Genomic DNA, 14966 nt, shown 5'->3' with positions numbered 1-14966 from the left:
CCCGCCGCAGCTACGACGGGGCGCATCCAATCACCAGCGGTAGCCGATGCGTGCGTACCAGCGGCGACCCAGCAGGTCGTAGGTCATCGTATCGGTGTTGGCATCGGTATAGCTCTGGATGAACGGCGGCTTCTTGTCGAAGACGTTGTCCAGGCCCAGTGATACATCCAGCGCCTTGCTCACCGCGTACTTGAGTTGCAGGTTGTGATAGAACACCGACGGCGCGTGGTCGCCGATGTCACCGCGTGCCGCATTGATGTCATCGGCCCGGCCGATGTACTGCGTGCTCCAGGTACCCGACCATTGACCGCGCGAGGCATTCATCGAGACCAGGCCACGCCATTTGGCATAGCTGCCGCGGCCACCGGTGATCTTGCCGGCGTACTCGATCAGGTCGGCGCCATCGTACGGCCGCACGTCATAGCGCTGCAGATAGGACACATCGGCGCTGACGCTGGCATCGAAACCTGCTGCCTTGAACTCATACAGCGCGCCGAAGTCGTAGCCGGTGACATGCTCGTTGGCGGCATTGACCGGCTGCGAAGACAGGAAGTCGACTTCGCCGGTGCGCGGGTTGCGGGTGAAGTTGCTGGCATCGCAGAACGGATGCGCCAGCCCCGGTGTGTTGTAGCAGATCGCCAGTTTGGTGGAACCGTCGATACGCTGGATCGCGTGTTTGATGCGGATGTTGTAGTAATCCAGCGTCAAGGTCAGCCCGGACAGGAACTCCGGCGTCCACACCACGCCAGCGGTGAACGAGGTGGCGTCTTCCGGCTCCAGCGCCGAATTTCCACCGGAGGTGGTGAGGATGGTGTTGCCTGGCTGCACATAGCCAGCCGGCACGCCATAGGCCTGACAGTTGGCACGCACCGTCGAGCCAGCCGGCAACGCCGACCAGTTACTGCACGGATCGGTGGTGGTCAGGTTGCCCTCGGCCACGCCTCCAAACAGTTCCGGAATGTTCGGGATGCGGAACGCAGTGGCATAGGTGCTGCGCACTTTCAGCGAAGGATTGACCTGCCAGTCCAGGCCGACCTTGTAGTTGTAATCGCGGCCGAATAGATCGTAGTCCGAGGCGCGGCCTGCCAGATTCATATACAACGAATCGGCGATCACGTTGTCCTGCAGCAGCGGAATTGCCAGCTCGGCAAAGACTTCCTTGGCGGTGTATTCACCGGCAATCGGGTCCTGCTGGTTGGTGTTGCCGATGCCGAGCACGGTAAGCGGATCGGGATTGCGCCAGCCGCGCTCCTTGCGCACTTCCACACCGGCAGCAAAGCCCACCCAACCAGCAGGAAGCTCGAAGATCTGCCCGCTGAGGTTGGCGGTGAAACTCTTCTGTTCGTTGCCGCCAGTGTCGCGCGAGGTGTAGAGGATGTAGTCGAGCACTTCACGACTCAGGTCGCCATAGCCCAGGTAGTCGCCGCAGGGAATCGCCGCGCCCGGCACCGGGCTGCAGATGCTGCGGTTCAAGGTCTGCTCGACGCGGTCAAGATTGGCAACGTTGTCCGAGCCATCGACGCCGGTGTTGCGGCCCCAGTTCAAGGCCGCCGACCAATCCCAACCGGTGCCGAACTGCCCCTTCACTCCAACCAGTCCACGGAAGGTATTCACCTCCTGCGAGAAATGGCGCGGACCGGCTTCTTCCAGGCGACGGCGCTGCAACAGCAGGTCCTGTCCGGTCGGGTTGGTCGGGTGATTGGCGGCGATGTTGATCGGCCGATACACGCCCAGTCCGCCCGGCGCAGCGAGCTGATCGGATTGACGGTTGGTATACATCAGCTCGGTGAACACGGTGGTGTTCTCGCTGAGCTGGCTGTCACCGAACACGCTCATGCTGATGCGTTTGATCGGATTGACCGCGTTGAGCGTGGGGTTGCCGTTGTAGTTGTGCTTGGCGGCCGAGTAAGGCTCGTAGAAATTACCGTTGCCGCCCAGCACCTGGTTGAAGTTGACGCGACTGCCATCGGCCAGCAGCGCGCGGCCGCCTACCGTGGTGGAACTGCCCGAGCACACCAGCTTGCCGTCTACTTCGGCCAGGCCGCAGGGCGCGCGTGAGCCCATGTTGACGGTGCCGCCTTCTGCATAGTTGATGCCTGCCATCAACGAGCCGCGATCGCTGGTGACGCCCCAGGCCAGGTCAACGGCGGTTTCATCACCATCGCCACGCGTGGTCTGGCCGTAGCGCACTGCCGCTTCGGCGCCGTCGAATCCTTGCTTGGTGATGATGTTGACCACGCCCGCCACCGCATCGGCACCATAGATGGCCGAGGCGCCGTCCTTGAGCACTTCCACGCGCTCGATCAGCGATACCGGGATCATGTTCAGATCGACCGAGCTGTTGGCGCCGGTACCGCCATTGACGATGCGGCGGCCATTGAGCAGCACCAGGGTGCGGTTGATGCCGAGGCCGCGCAGATTGACCTGGGTGGTGCCATAGCCGTTCTCGGCCCAATAGGCATTGCTCTGGCTGCCGGCAAAGCCGGCCGAGGCCGGCAGGCGCTGCAACAGCGTGTCCACCGAGGTGGCGCCGGAGCGTTCGATGGCCTGCGCGTCGATCACGCTGACCGGGCCTACGCCCGACAACTGCGCGCGCTTGATGTGGCTGCCGGTGACCTGCACGGCGTCCAGCGTGCGGGCGGCTTCATTCGGGGGCTGCGCGTCCTGCGCATTGGCGGTGTGGACGGCGGTGGCACACAACAGCGTGCCAATGGCCGCAGCCAAGGCTTGGGGCTTCAAATACATGTTCTCTCTCGCTGGGATTCTGTCTCGGGGCGATAGCCGCGGTCGCGGGTGCGAGCACGGTTCACTACTACGTCGTGGTGACGCGAGAACAACCGCTCAGACGATGGGAGGTCGGAAAACCCGGGATAGCCGGCCGGCCGGCAGTACCAGCGCTGGCAATGGCGTATCGGCAGATACCGGTGGATGCGCACCGGCGAACAACAGCGCCGTCGCGGGGGGATAGATGGTGAACACGCACAGGCATTCGCAGCCCACGCTGTCGGCGCAACTGCAGTCGTCGGCATGGCTGGTTGCCGACTTGCCGGTGTGCTCGTCGTGGCCACCGCCGGTGCTTGCGCGCGGCGCCGTCGACGTGCGTGCCGCCAGGTCAGTCCGCACCGGATCACTCCGCACCGGGTCACAGCTGGCACTGGCCGCGCGGGTAATCCCGGCAACCGACGGAACCCCGTCCGCATGCAGCACCATGCGCGTGCTCGCCCATGCCCCGAGCACGCCTTCGACGGCGAGCACCAGCATCAGCAGCAACGGCAGGCACATACGGTAGGACATGAAGTTCCGGACAATTCCGTTATTTGTATATACATACAATGAATAACGCGAGCAGCGAAACCTTGTCAACCGCCGCTGGTCACGCCGTGGCTCCATCCGTGGTGGCATCCCCTGCCAACAATCCGCGCAGCCCTTGCGCCAGCGTCACTTCCCGGCGCACATCAGGCAATGCATGCGCGCTTCATCAAAACCAGGGGAACAACGACTATCCTGCGACGCAGCATAGCCAGCGCGCGCGCAGCCGCCTAGCCACTGAAGGGTTGCCGTTGATGATTTTTTGTATCGACGCACGCAAGCTGGGCTAGCGATTTCAAATGCAACTTTCTGCATGAACATTGCACTGCCGCTGCAGCGCGAGCGCCCTCCCCCATTCATCGCAACAGGACAGATCTCATGAGCCTTCAAACCCTTGCTCAACAGCCCGGCGTCGCCGCCCAGGTGCCGGCCGAAACCAACGGCTTCGTGTTCAACCACACCATGCTGCGGGTCAAGGACATCCGCGCCTCGCTGGATTTCTATACGCGGGTGCTCGGCTTCCAGCTGATCGACCAGCGTGATTTCGCCGAAGCGCAGTTCAGCCTGTACTTCCTGGCCTATGTGCCGACCGGTGTGCAGGTGCCGCAGGACGATGCCGAGCGCCGCCTGTGGATGGCCGGCATTCCCGGCGTGCTGGAACTCACCCACAACCACGGCACCGAGAACCAGGACGGCGCGATCTACCACGACGGCAACAGCGACCCACGCGGCTTCGGCCATATCTGCGTGTCGGTGCCGGAACTGGAAGCAGCCTGTGCGCGTTTCGAGGAACTGGGCGTGCCGTTCCAGAAGCGCCTGAGCGATGGCCGCATGAAGAGCCTGGCCTTCATCAAGGATCCGGACGGCTATTGGGTGGAGATCATTTCCAACAGCGCGCGTGCCTGATCAGCGCATAGCCATGAAACAACAAACGCCGGCGTAAGCCGGCGTTTGTTGGTGTCGAACCACTTGGCAGAGGTTGCGACTTACTTCTTGAAGGTGCCGGCCTTGACCAGCACCATCTTCTGCGGGTCCACGTACTTGCGGATCGCACCGTTGACCTGCTCCAGCGTCACCGATTGGATCGCCTGCGGGTAGTTGTCCAGCCATGCCAGGCCAACACCGCGCTCAACCGTGCCGATGATCGCCGCCGACATGCCGTCGGTATTGCCCAGGCCAACCTGGTAGCTGCCGACCATCGCCTGCTTGCGTGCATCCAGTTCTTCGGCGGTGATGCCATCCTTCCACCAGCGCTGCAGTTCGCGGCGGGTGCTGGCGATGCCCTTGTCCATCAGCTCCGGTGCGAAGGTGGTGCTGATGCCCAGGCCGCCGTCCATATAGTCGCTGCCCAGCAGGTTGCCGCCGATGCCGTAGGTCAGGCCTTCCTTCGCGCGCACCGCCGCCATCAGCCGGCCGGTGAAGCCCGAACCCAACACGTCCACGCCCACCGTCATCGGCAGGTAGTCGGCATCGGTATAGCGCAGGCCGGTGGACTGACCGAGAAACACGCTGACGCTGGCCTTGTCCTTCATCGCGATGCTGTGCTCGGCGGCCTTGGCCGGCAGCCGTGCGGGCGCATCACGCAGATAGTCCACGCCGCCGCTCCAGCCGTTGAAGCCGTGTGCAACCGCGGTTTCAATCGCCTTGGCATCGACGTCACCGGCAAACACCAGGGTCATGTGTACCGGGCCGTAGTACTTGGTGTGGAAGGCCTTGATCTGCTCCAGCGTTACCTGCGGCACCGCCTTGAGCATGGCTTCGCGCGGTGCCGGTGCGTTGATACTGCCAGCCGGGAAGATGCTCAGCATCATGGTTTCGCGGGCCATCGCGCCGGGGTTGTCACTGGCTTGGCGCAATGCCGCTTCCAGCTGCACCTTGGCCTTGGCCAACTCTTCGGCGGTGAAGGCCGGCTGGCGCAGCTGCTCGGCGAGCAGGTCGAGCACGGTCGGCAGGTCCTGCTTCAGGCTCTTGCCGTAGATGCCGATGCGCGCCGCGCTGGGGCTGAAAGACAACTGCGCACCGATGCCATCGAGGGTATCGGAAATGGCGAACTTGTCGCGGCGGGTGGTGCCGGCTTCCAGCAGCATCGCGGTCAGCGTCGGCACCGCCGGATTGTCGGCCTTGGCGGCGAGAAAGGCGTCACCCAGCGGCATGGAGCCGGTGAAGGTGACCACGTCCTTGACCCCCATCGGGTAGACGATCAGGTCGATGCCTGCGGCCTTGGCGTGCACGGCGCTGTCGGCAACACCGGCCTGGGCAGCGAATGCGGCAAGGCTGGACAGTGCAGCCAGTGCCAGCGGAATCAGTCGAATGCGTTTTGCGTTGTTCACTTGCTGCTCTCCGGCACGAACCAGCCAACCGTGCTCTGCTCTGCGGTGAAATACTTGCCGGCGACGCGCTGCACGTCGGCCGGGGTGACCTTCTCAAGATCCTTCAGGGCGCTGGAATACAGGGTCCAATCACCCATAGCGATGAACTCGTTGAGCGCATCGGCGGCCTGATCGGTGCCATCGCGGCGGTAGGCTTCCTCGGCGCGGTACGGACCAAGCACGCGCTTGATCTCCTCGACGCTGACGCCGTCGCGGGCAACCTTGGCGATCTCGTCGCGGACGATCTTCTCGATGTCTTCGTGCTTGCTGTCCGGGGCCAGCGCCACGCTCAGCATGAACAGGCTGGGATCGCGCTGCTGGTACATGCCGCCCGATACCGCCACCGCCTTGCTGGTATCCACCAGTGCGCGCTGCAGGCGGGCGCTGCGGCCGCCCTGCAACACCAGCTCCAGCACGTTCAGTGCGGGAATGTCCTTGTCCAGGCCGGCCGGTGCCTTGTACGCCATCATCACCGTGCCGGTTTCGCCGCCACGACGCAGCGTCACCCGACGCTCGCCCTGCTGCTCCGGTTCGGTGGTGTAGACCTCGGGAATGGCATGCGGCGAGCGCGGCACCTTGCCGAACTTGTCGCCGATGCTGGCCAGTACCTTGGCGCTGTCGATATCGCCGACCACGGTGACTGTGGCATTGTTCGGCCAGTAGAAGGTGTCGTAGAACTCACGCAGCTTCTCGATGGACACCTTCTCGATATCACTGCGCCAGCCGATCACCGGATGGTGGTACGGATGTGCGCTGAAGGCAGTCGCCCACATCAGCTTCATCAAGGCGCCATTGGGATTGTTTTCGTTGCGCTCGTACTCGTTGCGCACCACCGTCATTTCGCTCTGGCGGTCTTTCTCGCGCAGCAGCAGGCCGCGCATGCGGTCCGCTTCGATGGCGATATAGCCGTCCAGCGCGGCCGGCGGCAGCGTGGCGTAGTAGTTGGTGCGGTCCAGCGAGGTGGTAGCGTTGAAGCCGGCACCGACGCGGTCCAGGTAGGTATCGACGTTGTTCGCGCCGTCGAAGTTGGTGCTGCCCATGAACATCAGGTGCTCGAGCAGGTGGGTGCCACCGGTGGTGCCGGTCACCTCGTTGCGCGAACCGACCCGATAGGTCATCTGGAAGGTCACCACCGGTGCGGCGTGGTTGGGCAGCAACAGGACGCTCAAACCATTGGCGTCGAGCCGGTACTCATCGATGCCATCGGCGGATTTGACGTAGGTGAAGCCATTGACCTTGACCGGCTCGGCCGAGGCAGCAGCAGCTGCCATCAAGCCCAGCGCAAGGCCGGCGCACAACAGGCGTTGCGAAATCATGCGTTGCGTTCTCTCTAGATGCGCCCGGGGGCGCGGGGAAAGTCGGGGCGGGATTTCAATCCCGTCCTGGTGGGGTAGCGTTGTCCAGCGCGGAGAGCACGATCTCCGGCGTGAGTACCTCGGGCAGTTCGCGCGGCGGGCCGCCACCAGCCGGATAGGCCAGGTTGAACGGCACCGCGCTGCGGTTCCAACGTTCCAGCTCGGCGGTGATCAGTGGGTCGGCATTGGTCCAGTCGGCCTTCAGCGCGACCACCTCGTTGTCGCGGAAGTAGTCGTTCACCCGCGCCGCGGCAAACACCACCTTCTTGTTGACCTGGCAGGTAGCGCACCAGCGCGCGGTGAAGTCGACATAGATCGGGCGGCCTTCGGCCTGCAGCTGCTGCACGCGTTCGCTGCTCCAAGCCTCCCATTGCAGGGCTTCAGGCGCTGGTGCACGTGGCCAGCCCAACAGCACGGCCGCAGCCAGCACCAGCACGCCGGCAACCGCACTTAGCCTGGCGCGGCTACCGCGGGCACCCGGACGGGTGCCACGGCCGTACAGCCACAGACCGAAGCCCAACAGTGACAGCGCCAGCAAAGCATTGAGCAGGGCCGCTTCGTGCAACTGCCCGGCCAGCACCCACAGCAGATAGCCGACGGTGGCATACAGCGGGAAGGCCATCAGCTGCTTGAAGGTTTCCATCCACGCGCCCGGGCGCGGCAACAGTTTGACCAGCGATGGGAATACCGACAGCAGCAAGTACGGCAGCGCCAGACCCAACGCGATGGCGGTGAACACCAGGAAAGACTGTGCGGTCGGCAGGGCCAACGCTGCGCCCAGAGCCGGCGCCAGGAACGGTGCACTGCACGGCGTTGCCACCACGGTGGCGAGCATGCCGCTGAAGAAGCTGCCGGCCACGCCGCTGCGCGACTGCAGGCCGGAGCCGACGCTGGTGGCACGCATGCCAGCTTCGAACACGCCACTGAGGTTCATCGCGAACGCCAGCATCACCAGCGCCAGCACGAACACGAACGGTGCCGACTGCAGCTGGAAGCCCCAGCCCAGTTGTTGCCCGCTTTCACGCAGCACCGCCAGCATGCCGGCAAGCGCCCAGAACGAGAGCAGCACACCGGCGGTGAATGACAGCGCATGCAGGCTGACCTTGCGCCGGTCGTTGCCGGCCTGCTCGATGAAGCCAACCACCTTCAGGCCAAGCACCGGGAACACGCAGGGCATCAGATTGAGGATCAGCCCGCCGAGCACCGCGAACAGAAGCACCAACAGCGACAACTGCGCGCCGTCATTGCCAGCGCCCGAAGCCGGTGCTGCCCCAAGGTCGGCCGTGCTGACCAGCGCAGTCGCTTCGGCCTCGGCTACGAACGGCAACTCGATGCTGACACCACGGTAGACGCCCTGTGCGTCGGTATAGGCCAGCACACCGCGCAGCGCTGCATCGGCCAGCATGGTCTCGGCCGGGTCCAACGGCAGCTTCAGCAAAGCGCGTGCACCGCGATTGCCTATGGTTTGTGGAACCTTGTAGGAGACGAATTCGTCGGCCGGGAAGAAATGCAGCTCGGCGATATCCCCCGGTGCAGCCACGCGCAGGGTCAGGTCACCCTGCTCGCGGGTCGCCGCCAGCTGCCAGCCTTCGCTGGAGCTTGGCATCGGCAATGCCGCCAGCGCCGCCTGCACATCGGCATCGGGCTGTGGAAGATCGGCACTGACCGGCACACTCAAACTCACTGCCGCCTTGCCCGGAATGCACACGGTCTCGCACATCAACCAACGCGCCTGTGCCTTCAACTCGACCGTACTGCCAGGCTTCAGGTCAGCCGGTGCGATCAGCCGCACCGGCAGATACGACAGGCCTTCATAACCGTGACCGGTGATGTTGCCTTCGCGGTCGCGCACCAGGATTGGTGTTGGCCACTGGATCGCCTCGGCAGTCCAGCCCGGCGGCAGCTCCCACATCAACTTGGTCGGCAAGCCGGTGCCAGCGTTCTTCCAGAAGCTGTGCCAATGCGGATCATGCTGCATGCGCAAGGCCAGCTGCAGCGGCTGCCCCGGCTGCACCGAGCGCTGGGCGGTTACCAGCTCGGCCTGCACCTGCGCCAGCACGCTGCCGGGCAGCAGCACGCCGAGCAGCAGCAATGCACTCAGCGCGGCGCGGCGGATGACATCAACGGGCAGGCGCATCTTCAACCTTCTTGATCTGCGCACGTACCGCGCGCTCGACATCCCACTCGCGCATGCCGACGCCGACGATGGTACCGTCGCCGGCGATCAGGTAGTTCTGTGGCAGCTGCACCACGCCATAGGTCTGCGCGGCCTTGTCCTCGAAGCCCGGTGCCTGCAGGTTGATCCACGGCAGGTCGTTGCTACCGCCCTCTTCCTGCATGGCCTTGGTCCAATCGTCCTTGTCCTCGTCCAGTGACACGGCGTAGATCTCGAAGCCATGCGCGTGGAACTCGCGGTACACCTTCAGCAGGTGCGGAAACTCGCCGCGGCACGGGCCGCACCAGGAGGCCCAGAAGTCGAGCAGGACCAGCTTGTTGCGCGCCAGCACCTCGGACAGCTTGACCACCTTGCCGTCCACGCCGATGGCTTCGATGTCCGCATAGGGCTTGCCCGGGCCGAACTTCTCGGCCAGCTGCTGGGTCTTGGCGTAATCGGCGGCTGCCTGCTCCATCTGCACGATCAGCGGATGCGCGCCGAGCTCCTGCTTGTAGCTGGCCAGCAGCTGCGCGCGGCGGGCCACGTCGTAGCGCTTCCAGTCGTAGTTCTCGCTCAGCACCAGCAGCTTGAGCAGCGCAGGCTCTGCACCATCGAGGATGACCGCGTCGTAGTCGTTCCTGACCTTGGTCAAGGCAGCAAACGGCGCCGCAACCGATTCACGCGCGGCCTTCATCGCCGCTTCGTCGTTCTCATCCACACCGTCGAATGCCTTGTGGTTGGCTTCACGGTTGGCCTTGTAGGCGGCCACATAGGCCGGATCTTGCAGATAGCCGTAAACCCGCTCGGTCAGGCTGCCGCCCTTGGCCACCGGACCCAGCGCGCCGGTTTCGATTCGCAGCTCGCCGGGCTCCAGCACCAGCTTCACCGAGCCCTGGTTGCCAACCATCAGCACCGCCGGCACCGCCTGCTGTACCTGCCCGCTGAGCACGAACGCACCACCCTGCACGGTGGCCGTGACCACCGGCTCGACATGCAGCGGGTCGGTCGCCGCCGACGGCACCAGCAGCTTGAGCTCGGTGCCATCGGCCAGCCCCGGCAGCGTGCCGCGGATGCTGTACGCGCCGCTGCTTGCGGGAGTGGCGGCGGCGTCCTGGCCTGGAGCGGCAGGCGGGGTTTGCGATGGGCTGCAGGCAGCCAGGCCGAGTGCAGTGACGACCGCGCTGGCCAGCAGGCAGGCGCGCAGGGTGTTGGCGATGGACTTCATGGATTTCCTTGCAATGGATGCGGCGCGCCGCCGACGAGGTATCGGCGCGCCGCGTTGTTACGGAGCAACGCGTCGGCGTCAGAACTCTTTCTTGATGTCCAGGTAGAGCACGCGGCCGCGGATGTTCACGCGGTTGGAGACGAAGCCGGACAGGTTGTCGACGAACGGATAGTCGCGATCGAACATGTTCTGCACGCCCATGCGTGCGGTAACCCCACCCAACCAACCATCACGCTGATGCTTGCGATAGCCGAACTGCGCATCAAAGGTGGTGTAGGACGCCGAACGCGTACGCGGATTTTCATTGGGAGTGAAATCGTTGTAATCGTTGGCCGTGGCCGACAGCGGATACAGCACGCGATGCGCGGCGCTGTAATGGCTGCCCAGCGAGGCGAACCACGAACTTCCTTCCCAGCCGACGAACAGGTCGCCGGCCCACTTGCTCGGCCCCAATTCACTGTCCGCATAACTCAGCGTCGGCATCGATGCCAGTGAGCGTGAGGTCAACTCCAAGGTGCGCACGGCATTGAGCTCGATGCGCCAATCGCCCCAGTCATTGCCGAAGTAATAGCTGGCGGTGGTGTCGACGCTGCGCGAGCGCCGGCCGAGGAAGTTGATCGCGCGGTTGTCCCACAACATCACCCCGTTCTCGCCCAGGGTGAAGGTCCCTTCGGGCATCTTGCTGATGTCCTTGAAGATCTCCGAATAGGTCAGGCCGGACAGCGGATCGCCGATGTAGTTGTCGAAGGTGGTGCGGTTATAGGTGGCCGACAGCTGCAGACCGCTAGCGAAGGTCGGTGACCAATCGAAACCGTACGTCACCACGCTGGCCACCTGCGGCTTCAGGTTCGCGTTGGGGCCGCTGAGCGCGACGATCTGGGTGACGCCATCCGGCAACTGGCCACCGTTGAACAGCACGCGCGCGGTGTAGTCGTCCATGATCAGCTGGCCGAACTGCTGCTGGGCCTGCGGCACCAGGAAGGACTCGCCCCAGGTGGCACGCAGGCGCAGCTGATCGATCGGCTTCCACGCCAGACGTGCCAACGGGCTGGTGCGGCTGAAGCTGCGCGACACCGTGGTGTCGCTACCGGTCATGCCGGTGGCGCCGTCATTGTTGATGCCGGTCAGCTGCTCGACATCGAAGCCGCCGAGTTCACCCAGGCCAGCCGACCAATCGCGCAGCGCGCTGTCACCGCGCTGGTCGAAGCGCTCGTAGCGCGCGGCAACGGTCAGGCTGAGCAGCTTGGCCAGCGGCTGATCCTTCAACAGCGGGATGCCGATCTCGGTGAACAGTGCTTCGGACTTGCCGGTGCTTTCCGAATTCAAGCGTTCGCCGAGATTGCTCTCGTACTTGTAACGCTGCTCACGATGCTGTGCGCCAAACGCCGCTTCAATCTTGCCTGCGGGCAGTTGGAACAGCTCGCCACGGGTCAGCAGGTCAACGGTATTGGCGCGCGACTGGAAACGATAGACATAGCGCTCGACCAGACTCTGCAGCAGCTCGCGGTTGCGCGCCACGATGGCATCGTTGCTGCCGTCGCCAAACACGTTCAAGCCATTGAGCACTTCCAGCGTGCGCGCATAGCCAGCGGCACCCATCGAGCCGGTCAGGTCCATCAACGCTGTTGTGGTGCCCTTCTCGCGACCAGTGCTGAAGGTCGCCTCGTAGTCCCAGCCCTTGGCGAACGGCAACTTGCCGTTGATGCCAACGTGGGCATCGGTATTGGTCTGCTTCTGGCCTTCGCTCAGGTTCATGCCTTCAAACTCACGCTCGAAGGAATAGCCCACCAGCACGTCGCTGCCGAAATTGTTGTATTTATTGCTCTCCGGAACGTAGGTGTTGTAACCGTCCTCGAAGATGCTGAAGTCGAACAGCGTCGGCCGCCAGTTCTCCTTGTTGACCTGGCGCACATGGCTGATGCCGTAGTTCAGTTGCGTGGTTTCGGCGAGATCGTGCACGCCGCTGATGCGGACATAGCGGTTGTCGACCTTGGGGCCGATGCGGCTGCGCTCATAGGTCGACGGTGCGGTAGCCGGGTCGTAGGCAAGCAGGCTGTCCGGATCCAGTGCGGTGCCGTCCTGACCGCCGGGAATCACCCCCAGCGCTTCGCCCATGAAGTGATAGTCGATGCCGAAATCCAAGGACTCATAGACCACCCCGGGCTGGCCCTTGTTGCGGGTACGGCCGTTGACACCGCCACGGTCGCTGAAATCACCGCGGCCGTTCGGGCCAACATGGATCAGGCTGGTGACATCAGCAGGCAGGGTGCGCTCAAGCCCGACTGCAGCGGTTACGTGGCCGCTGCCATAGCCAAAGGTACGGGCCAGGTCCAGCCGCGATACATCGGCACCGGTGCTGGAGTTCTCGTGCCGCAGCTGCGCGGTGGTGCCGTCGTAGGACTTCTTCAGCACGATGTTGATCACGCCGGCCACGGCATCGGAGCCATAGATGGCGCTGGCGCCATCGCTGAGCACTTCAATGCGCTCGATCTGCGATACCGGGATCGAGGAAATATCGGTATAGGCGCCCTGCGCCTGCGCCGAGCCACTGCGACGACGGCCATCAACCAGGATCAGCGTGGAGCGGCTGCCCAGGCCACGCAGGTTGGCGCCGGACGAGCCCAGCCCGGACACACCATCGCCATACGAGCTGCCAAACTCCTTTTCGCCCAACGCGCGTGAGGCGCTGGTGCGGTTGGAAAAGTTCTGCGGCAGATTGCGCAGCACGTCCTCGATCGAGGCGTAACCGCGACTTTCAATCAGCTGCGAATCGATCACGATCAGCGGCGAAGCCGGATCGATGTTCTTCAGGTAGGTACCGGTGACATTTATGGTCTCCAGCGTTTCGGCATTGCCGCCCGCCTGCTCAACCACATCGCCGGCACTGCTGCGCGGACGGATGGCAACGGTCTTGGCATTGATATAGGCAGACGTATAGCCGGTAGGCGCAAGCAGCTGCTGCAAGGCTGCGTCTGCAGCAAAGCGGCCATTGACCGCGCCGCTTTGCACGCCACTGCCAGCACCGCCGGCATAGACCACCTGCAAGCCGCTCTGCTCGGCAAACACCTCAAGTGCCGAGGCCAGTGACTGCGCCGGCACATCAAACTGGAACACCGCCGCATCGGCAACCGTATCGGCCACCGCTGCTGACTGCGCCATCGCCACATTGCCGGTGCCGACCAGCAGCGCTAGCGCCACCGCCTTCACCAACGCGTGCTTATGAAGAATAGTGCTGGACCCCATGGATAATTCGCCCCCGAAAGACATCGAATGGTTACCGAGCAACCGGAGCCGCCTTGCGCGGAACCAGCCTCTTATTACATCCGTGTGTCCAAGTGCGGGAAAAGGGTACTCATGAGCAGAAATATTTTTCCGGGAACCTGCATTGCTGCTTACTGACGACCGCCTCGGTTACCGATCACACTGCGATCAGCTTGGCGGCTGACCTGCAGCTGCGAGCAGCATTCCAGGAACTGCAGGAAGGAATCAGCATCATCGGCATAGAACACTCCGCTGTAGCGCTGCTCGCGGATCAGCGGATCGGTGACCACGATGGGCCGCGGGTTATAGCGGTTGAACTCGCTGATGATGTCGGCCAGGGTGTCGTTGCGGAAGCTCAGGCGGCGTTTGCCATCGGCCGGCGCGTTCGGTGCTTCCAGCGGCATCCGCAGCATGGCCTGCTGGCCCTGCGGTATGCGCGCCTGCTCACCAGCTGACAATGCCGCCGGGCGGCCCAGCGATTCGACCTTGGCCTTGCCCGCTTCCAGCGTCGGCGCATCATCACGCCACAGCGATTCCAGCCAATTGCTGTTGGCGGTCACCTTCACCTTGCCCTCGCTGACCGCCACTAGCGTCCCCGAAGGCAGGCGATTGACGGTAAAGCGCGTCCCCACCGCCTGCACGGTGTTGTCACCGGCGTGCACACGGAATGGGCGACTGCTGTCATGTGCCACGTCGAAGGTGGCCTCACCATCACGCAACTCGATGTCACGCACGCCCGCACTGAAGCGCACGGCGATATAGGACGCCGGCGCCAGGGTGACCATCGAGCCATCGGCCAGGGCGATGCTGCGCTGCTCGCCGACCGCGCTGGCGTACTGGTGGACCGGCACCTCCGGCTGCAGCAGGGTCCAGCTGCCAGCCAGCAGCGTACAGGCGGCGACGCCCGCCACCAGTGCCCAGCCCAGCCGGCGACGGCGTGCACGCACGGCAGGTCTGCGCTCCTGCGGCCTCGGCCCCGCTGCCGGCACAGCACTGGGCGCATCATGCAGCGGCACCACGTTGTGCATGGCCTGCGCCTGTGCCAGCACCGCATCCAGATTGAAGGCCTGCAACGCGGCGCTGGAGGCCAGCTCGCGCTGCACCAGCTGCGCCATCAGCAGTTCTTCCAGGTGCAGCGGCGAGCGCGCCACCCAGGCGGCAAAGCCGGCACGATCGGCATCGCTGGGCGTCTCGCCCATGACGTGCAGCCATTCGGCCGCCTCGCGTGCGGCGCGCTCCCGGCTCTGTTGCGGCGATGTGCGATAGATATTCATGGCTTCACCCGCCCTGCT

General features: G+C 64.1%; 9 protein-coding genes. 1 reads left to right on the top strand and 8 read right to left on the bottom strand.

What is annotated here, in order from left to right; translation table 11 throughout:
- Positions 1–30: 30 nt before the first annotated feature.
- Entirely contained in the window at positions 31–2745 is a 2715-nt protein-coding gene (locus ACVOMB_RS06830) for a TonB-dependent receptor (RefSeq protein WP_481530492.1), read from the bottom strand.
- A gap of 96 nt (positions 2746–2841) precedes the next feature.
- On the bottom strand, positions 2842–3294 hold the full coding sequence (locus ACVOMB_RS06825) for a CopL family metal-binding regulatory protein (RefSeq protein WP_481530491.1): 453 nt from the start codon (positions 3292–3294) through the stop codon (positions 2842–2844).
- A 393-nt stretch (positions 3295–3687) separates the two neighbouring features.
- Here ACVOMB_RS06825 and gloA point away from each other — a divergent pair, with 393 nt between their 5' ends.
- Positions 3688–4215 carry a lactoylglutathione lyase gene (gloA, locus tag ACVOMB_RS06820; protein WP_481530490.1) on the top strand — a complete coding sequence of 176 codons (528 nt, stop codon included), beginning with the start codon at positions 3688–3690 and terminating at the stop codon, positions 4213–4215.
- Between the two features lie 80 nt (positions 4216–4295).
- On the opposite strand, the gene ACVOMB_RS06815 is transcribed toward gloA, so the two are convergent.
- The 6 genes from ACVOMB_RS06815 to ACVOMB_RS06790 all read right to left on the bottom strand — a co-directional run bounded on the left by ACVOMB_RS06815 (position 4296) and on the right by ACVOMB_RS06790 (position 14948).
- Positions 4296–5639: a M16 family metallopeptidase gene (locus ACVOMB_RS06815; RefSeq protein WP_481530489.1), complete on the bottom strand. Its 1344-nt coding sequence runs from the start codon at positions 5637–5639 to the stop codon at positions 4296–4298.
- Positions 5636–6994, bottom strand: a complete 1359-nt coding sequence (locus ACVOMB_RS06810; RefSeq protein ID WP_481530488.1) for a M16 family metallopeptidase — start codon at positions 6992–6994, stop codon at positions 5636–5638. The genes ACVOMB_RS06815 and ACVOMB_RS06810 overlap by 4 nt, the downstream gene beginning before the upstream one ends.
- A 55-nt stretch (positions 6995–7049) precedes the next feature.
- Positions 7050–9170, bottom strand: a complete 2121-nt coding sequence (locus ACVOMB_RS06805) for a protein-disulfide reductase DsbD family protein (protein WP_481530487.1) — start codon at positions 9168–9170, stop codon at positions 7050–7052.
- Entirely contained in the window at positions 9154–10413 is a 1260-nt protein-coding gene (locus ACVOMB_RS06800; protein WP_481530486.1) for a redoxin domain-containing protein, read from the bottom strand. Before ACVOMB_RS06800 ends, ACVOMB_RS06805 begins: the two co-directional genes overlap by 17 nt.
- A 78-nt stretch (positions 10414–10491) precedes the next feature.
- Positions 10492–13656, bottom strand: coding sequence for a TonB-dependent receptor (locus ACVOMB_RS06795; protein WP_481530485.1), 3165 nt, complete (start codon positions 13654–13656; stop codon positions 10492–10494).
- A gap of 149 nt (positions 13657–13805) precedes the next feature.
- Complete coding sequence (locus ACVOMB_RS06790) at positions 13806–14948, bottom strand: FecR family protein (RefSeq protein ID WP_481530484.1); 1143 nt, start codon at positions 14946–14948, stop codon at positions 13806–13808.
- Positions 14949–14966: the final 18 nt, after the last annotated feature.

The organism is Stenotrophomonas sp. STEN018 (assembly GCF_056760235.1).
This window is presented reverse-complemented; position numbering and strand designations above follow the sequence as displayed.

Bases quoted from the DNA above. Each gene is read 5' to 3' on its own strand.
- ACVOMB_RS06830 (WP_481530492.1), bottom strand. From the start codon at position 2,745: ATGTATTTGAAGCCCCAAGCCTTGGCTGCGGCCATTGGCACGCTGTTG.
- ACVOMB_RS06825 (WP_481530491.1), bottom strand. From the start codon at position 3,294: ATGTCCTACCGTATGTGCCTGCCGTTGCTGCTGATGCTGGTGCTCGCC.
- gloA (WP_481530490.1), top strand. From the start codon at position 3,688: ATGAGCCTTCAAACCCTTGCTCAACAGCCCGGCGTCGCCGCCCAGGTG.
- ACVOMB_RS06810 (WP_481530488.1), bottom strand. From the start codon at position 6,994: ATGATTTCGCAACGCCTGTTGTGCGCCGGCCTTGCGCTGGGCTTGATG.
- ACVOMB_RS06805 (WP_481530487.1), bottom strand. From the start codon at position 9,170: ATGCGCCTGCCCGTTGATGTCATCCGCCGCGCCGCGCTGAGTGCATTG.
- ACVOMB_RS06800 (WP_481530486.1), bottom strand. From the start codon at position 10,413: ATGAAGTCCATCGCCAACACCCTGCGCGCCTGCCTGCTGGCCAGCGCG.
- ACVOMB_RS06795 (WP_481530485.1), bottom strand. From the start codon at position 13,656: ATGGGGTCCAGCACTATTCTTCATAAGCACGCGTTGGTGAAGGCGGTG.
- ACVOMB_RS06790 (WP_481530484.1), bottom strand. From the start codon at position 14,948: ATGAATATCTATCGCACATCGCCGCAACAGAGCCGGGAGCGCGCCGCA.